At 68.0% G+C, this 6,110-nt stretch carries 6 protein-coding genes; 4 read left to right on the top strand and 2 right to left on the bottom strand.

The features are described from left to right. From DKT69_RS33825 to DKT69_RS33810, 4 genes are all read left to right on the top strand, one after another. Positions 1-535 (top strand): YcxB family protein (locus DKT69_RS33825; protein ID WP_236648520.1); only part of this gene is annotated, 535 nt, incomplete at its 5' end. 441 nt (positions 536-976) lie between these two features. Then, entirely contained in the window at positions 977-1,348 is a 372-nt protein-coding gene (locus DKT69_RS33820) for an SCP2 sterol-binding domain-containing protein (protein ID WP_109805466.1), read from the top strand. Then, positions 1,341-3,425, top strand: a complete 2,085-nt coding sequence (locus tag DKT69_RS33815) for an amylo-alpha-1,6-glucosidase (RefSeq protein ID WP_109805465.1) — start codon at positions 1,341-1,343, stop codon at positions 3,423-3,425. Before DKT69_RS33820 ends, DKT69_RS33815 begins: the two co-directional genes overlap by 8 nt. An 11-nt stretch (positions 3,426-3,436) precedes the next feature. Next, positions 3,437-4,039, top strand: a complete 603-nt coding sequence (locus tag DKT69_RS33810; protein ID WP_109805464.1) for a cysteine hydrolase family protein — start codon at positions 3,437-3,439, stop codon at positions 4,037-4,039. A 709-nt stretch (positions 4,040-4,748) separates the two neighbouring features. Here the strand turns inward: DKT69_RS33810 and DKT69_RS33805 are convergent. Together DKT69_RS33805 and DKT69_RS33800 are read right to left on the bottom strand one after the other, a co-directional pair. Then, positions 4,749-5,156 carry a hypothetical protein gene (locus DKT69_RS33805; protein ID WP_146231281.1) on the bottom strand — a complete coding sequence of 136 codons (408 nt, stop codon included), beginning with the start codon at positions 5,154-5,156 and terminating at the stop codon, positions 4,749-4,751. Positions 5,157-5,737: 581 nt separating this feature from the next. Continuing rightward, positions 5,738-6,040, bottom strand: a complete 303-nt coding sequence (locus DKT69_RS33800) for a hypothetical protein (RefSeq protein ID WP_438361901.1) — start codon at positions 6,038-6,040, stop codon at positions 5,738-5,740. Positions 6,041-6,110 lie beyond the last annotated feature (70 nt).

The following is a 6,110-nucleotide window of genomic DNA, read 5'->3' as shown; positions in this document are numbered from 1 at the left end:
CCGTATGATGCCGCGTCGGTGGGGACGGGTGCGGCCCGCCATCGAACGCCTCGGACGCATTACAGAGGAGAACGACATGCGCATCGAGGGCCGTGCGGCGCTGGACTACCCCGCCTACCGGCAGCTGGTGTGGGTGTCCGGCAAGGTGCGACTCCTCAAGGTGTGGGCAGCCACCCTCCTGATGGCGGTCGGCGCGCTGCTCCTCACACCGGCAGCCGGCGCGGTGCTGCTCGTCGCGCTGCTGGTCGCCGCCCCGCTCTCCTTCGAGCTGTCGCTGCGGCGCGTCTGGCGGCGTCTGTCGGCTGGCGGGCCGGCCGTGGAGATCGGGTACGAGCTGACCGACGAGGGGATGAGGGTGTGCCTGGCCGACGTCACGACGCAGCACCGTTGGGAGTCCCTGCGGCCGCTGCGGGAGACGGGCCGGTATTGGCTATTCCAGGGCCTCCTGGCCCGACGTGCGGTCGCGGTACCGAGGGACGCCTTCAGTGCCGACGCGCGCGCCGAGGTCGGTGCCGTGTTCGCCGGGCTGCGCTGACATCCGATGCCCGCCGGGTCAGAGGCAGGCTCAACTCGGCCAGCAGCTGGACCACCAGCCGCCGCCAGAGTTTTCCCAACGACCTCACCCACCACAGCTGATCGCCCTCACTGACACCAACGTCAACGAGGCCAGGGGCGACCCGTACGCGTCTACCTGGCAGCCGCAATCAGCGCGGAGAATCCGATCAGGGAGCCGCCGCCGGCGGCCGCGTTGAAGGCGCCCGTGAGGAGACCGGCGGCAAAGAGCAGCGTTGCCTGCGAAGGATCCATCGAGTCTCACGCTAGTAGGTTGTCCACCGCACGAGCGCCATCCGGGGGCAAGCGCAGATCGGAACGGGCGGCAACACACTGGCAGGGAGGCCGGCTGGCGAACTTCACCTCTTTAGGGTGAGGCGGGGGCCGCGTGTCAGGGGCATCGTGGCTTTGAGGAGGGGTCACGATGGCTGACGTCACCCAGGATTTCTTCCGCAGCCTCGCGCACCGGGGGCACGATCGCCGGCTGACGGCGCTCCACGAGGGCAGTGTCCGGTTCGACATCAGCCAGGACGGGCAGGTCGACCATTGGCTGGTCTCCATCGTCAAGGGCGACATCACGGTGTCGGAGCAGGCGACGGGTGGGGACGCCGTCGTCCGGGCGGATCGGGCGGTGTTTGACCGGATTGCCAGCGGGGAGGCGTACTTCCTGACCACCGTGCTGCGCGGCGAGGCGACCGTGGAGGGCAGCCCCCGGCTGTTCGCGACCGTCCGAAGGCTGTTTCCGCCGCCACCTGCTTCCCAGGAGACGCGACGCCGAAGAGGTGACCATGAGTGAGAACCAGGTCGGCATCCTCGACGGAACCACCTTCATGGTTTGCGATCGGACGGGTGACATCGTTCCGTCACCGGACGCCCCGCACGGCCTCTTCGCTCACGACACCCGTTTGTTGTCGAAGTGGGTGCTGACAATCAACGGGGAGCGGCTGACCACCCTTTCCATTGACGACGTGAACTACTTCGAGAACCGGTTCTACTTGGTCCCAGGCGGCCAGGACGTCTACGTCAACAGCACCCTGGCCGTGCGCCGGAGGCACACCCTGGACACCGGCCTCCACGAGGACCTGACCATCCTCAACAACGATCGGCAACCTGTCGACCTGACCCTCCGGGTCGAGGCGGACGCCGACTTCGCGGACCTCTTCGAGGTCAAGGACGCGACGAGGAAGCAGGGCCGGCACTACCGGCGAGTCGACGACGGGCGACTGGTGCTCGGCTACGAACGGGAGCGCTTCCGACGGGAAACCATCATCTCCGCCTCGGCGCCAGCGGAATTGGACGATGACGGCTTGACGCTCAAGGTTCACATCGAACCCCACAGTCGATGGTCTGCCCGACTCAGCGCCCTGCCGGACCTTCCGATGCCGAGAGGTCTGGAGCGGCTCACGATCCCAGGGCGAGCGGCGCGAACGGGCCGGGACAAGCACCGCGATCTCCTGGAATGGCTGGACCAGGCACCGCGTCTGGAGTCCGACTGGGAGCCACTGCGCAGCACGTACCGGCAGAGCCTCATCGACCTGGCCGCGCTGCGCTTCAGCCCGTTCCTGGCCGACGACAAGAGCGTGCCAGCCGCAGGACTGCCCTGGTTCATGAGCCTGTTCGGTCGGGACAGCATCTTCACCAGCCTCCAGGCGTTGCCGTTCGCACCCGAACTCGCCGCCACCACCCTGAGAGTGCTCGCGTTCCGGCAGGGCAGCCGGGTCGACGACTTCCGGGAGGAGGAACCCGGCCGGATCCTGCACGAGATGCGGTACGGCGAGATGAGCATCTTCGAGGAGACCCCACACACTCCGTACTTCGGCAGCGCAGACTCCACTCCCCTGTTCCTCGTGCTACTGGATGAGTACGAGCTGTGGACCGGCGACGCCGACCTCGTGCGCTCGGTCGAGCAGGAAGCACGTGCGGCGATCGACTGGATCAACGACTACGCCGACCTGACCGGCAACGGCTACATCTCCTACGAGCGGCGCAACACGAAGAACGGCCTGGAGAACCAGTGCTGGAAGGACTCCTGGGACAGCATCTCGTACCGCGACGGCCGGCTGCCGGCCTTTCCCCGTGCCACCTGTGAGCTGCAGGGGTATGCGTACGACGCGAAGTTGCGCACGGCCCGGCTGGCTCGCATGTTCTGGAACGATCCGGCGTACGCCGACCGGCTGGAGCGGGAGGCCGCCGACCTCAAGCGGCGCTTCAACCGGGACTTCTGGATCGCCGACGGCGGGTACATGGCGCTCGCCCTCGACGGCGACGGCCGCCAGGTGGACGCCATGTCGTCGAACATGGGCCACCTGCTGTGGAGCGGCATCCTCGAGGTGCAGAAGGCCGCGGCCGTGGTGCGTCATCTCATGTCGCCCGCCCTGTTCAGCGGTTGGGGCGTGCGCACGTTGGCCGACAGCGAGGCCCGCTACAACCCGATCGGGTATCACGTGGGAACCATTTGGCCGTTCGACAACTCGTTCATCGCCTGGGGACTGCGGCGCTACGGGTATCCCGACGAGGCGGCCCGGATCGCGGCCGGAATCCTGGACGCCGCGGCCTTTTACGACGGCCGGCTGCCCGAGGCGTTCGCCGGGACCGCCCGCGCCGAGACCAGATATCCCGTCAACTACCCCACGGCGTGCAGCCCCCAGGCATGGTCCGCTGGCGCCCCGCTCCTGCTGCTGAGAACGATGCTCGGACTCCGGTCGGTCGGCGATGATCTGGTGATCAGACCTGCCCTTCCCGCTAATCTCGACTTCGTGGCGCTGCTGGACATACCCGGCCGGTGGGGGCGTCTGGACGCCTACGGCAGAGGGCCGGCCGCCAATGGCCGACGCGGGTACCAGCCGGCGCCGCAACAGCTCTCCGGCCCGTGACGGGAGGGTCAATGCAGGAGATCGACCGGGCGCGCACCGCCGTCCTGGGCGTCCATTGGCAGCACGAGGTCGTCAGCCCCGACGGGATATTCGGCCCGTTCTTCGCTGGGCAGGTCACCCGGCACCGGGTCGCGACGCACGCGGCTCGGGTCGCCGATGTGGTGCGGTCCAGCGGTGGCCTCGTCGTCTACACGCGCGTCGCCCACCGACCCGGCTACCCGGACCTCATCCCCAACACCCCCGCCTTCGCGATGATCCGCCAGCAGCAGGCCTTCCTCGAAGGCACCCCGAAGACCCGGATCATCGAGGAAGTCATGCCGCAGGCGGGCGACGTCGTCATCACTCACGTCCGGCTCACCGGCTTCTTCGGCACCGAGCTGGACACGATCCTGCGCGCCCGGGGCATTGACACAATCCTTTTCACGGGTGTGGCCACCAACCTCTCCGTCACCGGCACTGCCTACGAGGCGGTCAACCACGGGTACCGCATCGTGATCGTCTCCGACGCCTGCATGGCTGCGACCGACGACGCGCACCAGGCGAGCCTGGCAACGCTGGGGCAACTCGGCCAGGTGGCCACCACCGACGAGGTCGTCCGCAGCCTGATGGGCTGACCCGGCTACCTAACGAAGCCCGAACGGCCCGGGCGCCGCCTCGCGGCCGGCGGCGCAGCGGCCCGCAAGGGAAGGGGAAATTCTTCCTGTAGAGACGCATCTATGACGGGCCGAACGTGTGGGTCCTTCCGTCTGGACGGCTCGTCGATCTTTTCCTCGATGGGCCGTCCGGGGTTCGGCGGCGACTTACGCCGAGGCGGCATGGCGTCCCGAGTGCAGAATTTTCGACCGAAGGGGCCGATGCTGAACTCCCACAGGGTGCCCACGCGAGCGCGGGTAGGGAACGTGCCCCGCCCGCCACCCACCGAGACTCAGCGCACCAACCGGTGGTGGGCCTATGCGCTAGTCAGCCGCGGATCAGGGCGACGACGCGGGCGAGTTCGTCAGGGGTGACGCGGGCGTCGAGGAGGGCGAGGCTGGTGCCGGCCGGCTGTTGTTGACTGGCCAGCGGGGCGGCGGTGTGCGGGTGGTCGATTCGACGATCATGGAGCCTCCGGCAGCGTCAGGGTCACTGTTGCGGATCGGCAGGGAGAGACCGGACGGGACAGTGGGAGGTGGGAGGCCGGCCGTCCCGCCCGGCTGAACGGACAGCCAGCGTGCCGTAGCCGTCCTTTCTGGACGGCGCCTGGTGGTGGGCCGCTGTACAGGCTGATGTCGCAGGGAAGTCAGGTCACGGGCCGCTCAACCGCCGCGAGGGCGCCGCGTGTCCTTATGCGTTTGGCATTGGTGGCCGACCGTCGCAGCTGATCGTCGCGGTGACGGTCACCCAGGCGATCCGTTGGTCGTTGAAGTCGACCTCGGGGTGCGCGACCATGACTGCGCTGGCGGTGATCTGCCTCTTGTCTGGGCTGGTCTTCGTCATGAGGGAGGCTTTATCGGAGTAGTTCGCGTCCGGGTGACTTGCGATGGCCTTGTGCGTGTTGCCCCGTTCGTCCTTGAACGTCAGGACCAGCCTGCGCCCAGTAACGCGGGCGGGATCGAAAGGATTGGTATGGTCCTCCACCACCTGTATGGCCAGTCCACCATCGCCTGCGGTTGGACGGTCATCGAGTAGGTGAGTGCCGGCCGACCAGTACAAGGCGTGGTCGTACCACTGGCACTGCACGCGATGATCCATCACGTCCCATCTGACGTCGCCATTCCACCCGTCCCGAATCCGCACACGAGCAGACCCGCCGTAGACGACTCCATCCGGGGCAGGGCGATTGGACCTTGGCCGCGGCTCGGGCAAGGGCGGGAGTCGGGGCAAGGCCGGCTCGGCCTTCGAGGGACCGTTCCATCTGAGCTGAGTTGCCGGCGACGGGACCGCCGCTTTCGTGGTTTGGGGTGGAGTGCGGTGCGGTGCCCGCGTGGCGATTGTCGGAGTGGAGCTAGCCGGGTTCTTTGCTCCGGCGTCGCTCGCGATGTCGGAGGAGCAACCGGCTGTGGAAGCGATGATCAGGCTGACCGACGTCGCAAGCATCCGTTGCCGCATGGCTTTCCATTCAATGCGCGGAGCCGCTGTTCGCGACCAGCCCGTGGACACCCATCCTAATCGATCGCCAGTTGACGCGTGACCGCGGCGGCAGCAGGCGCGGCAGCCTGCGACACGGCGGAGCTGCCGAGGACCCACAGCGTCGGTCTGCGCGGCAGCCCGAGGCAACGGACGAACCCCTGCCACTCGTCGAGCTGACGGTTCGCCTGCCTAGGTCAGACCCGCTACCGCCCGGGCTGTTCGGCCAGAACCCTGCAGTTGTTGCCCGCTGCCGCGAGTAGGGCGCCCGCGGTGTCTAGCCGGCCGACCGCGCGGTGGGTGGTGGCGAGGGTTTTCCACTGGAGGGGGTCAACGGTCAGCACCGCCGCGGCGGGATGGTTGACCAGGAGGTCGAGCCGGTCGGTGTCGGTGACTGATCGGGCTGCTTCGGCCAGGCACATCACGGGTAGCCCGAAGAGGCAGCCCTCGTCGGCGACCTTGGCGATCGCTTCGCCCACGGCGGTCGAGCCCTCGGTGAACGCGAGGATGGCGGATGTGTCGAGGATGAGCCGGATCGGAAGGTCGTTCAGGGCGGGGGTGGGCTGGTCTGGTTGTGCG

The organism is Micromonospora sicca, from assembly GCF_003172935.1.
GTDB classification, from domain to species: Bacteria; Actinomycetota; Actinomycetes; order Mycobacteriales; family Micromonosporaceae; genus Micromonospora; species Micromonospora sicca.
This window is presented reverse-complemented; position numbering and strand designations above follow the sequence as displayed.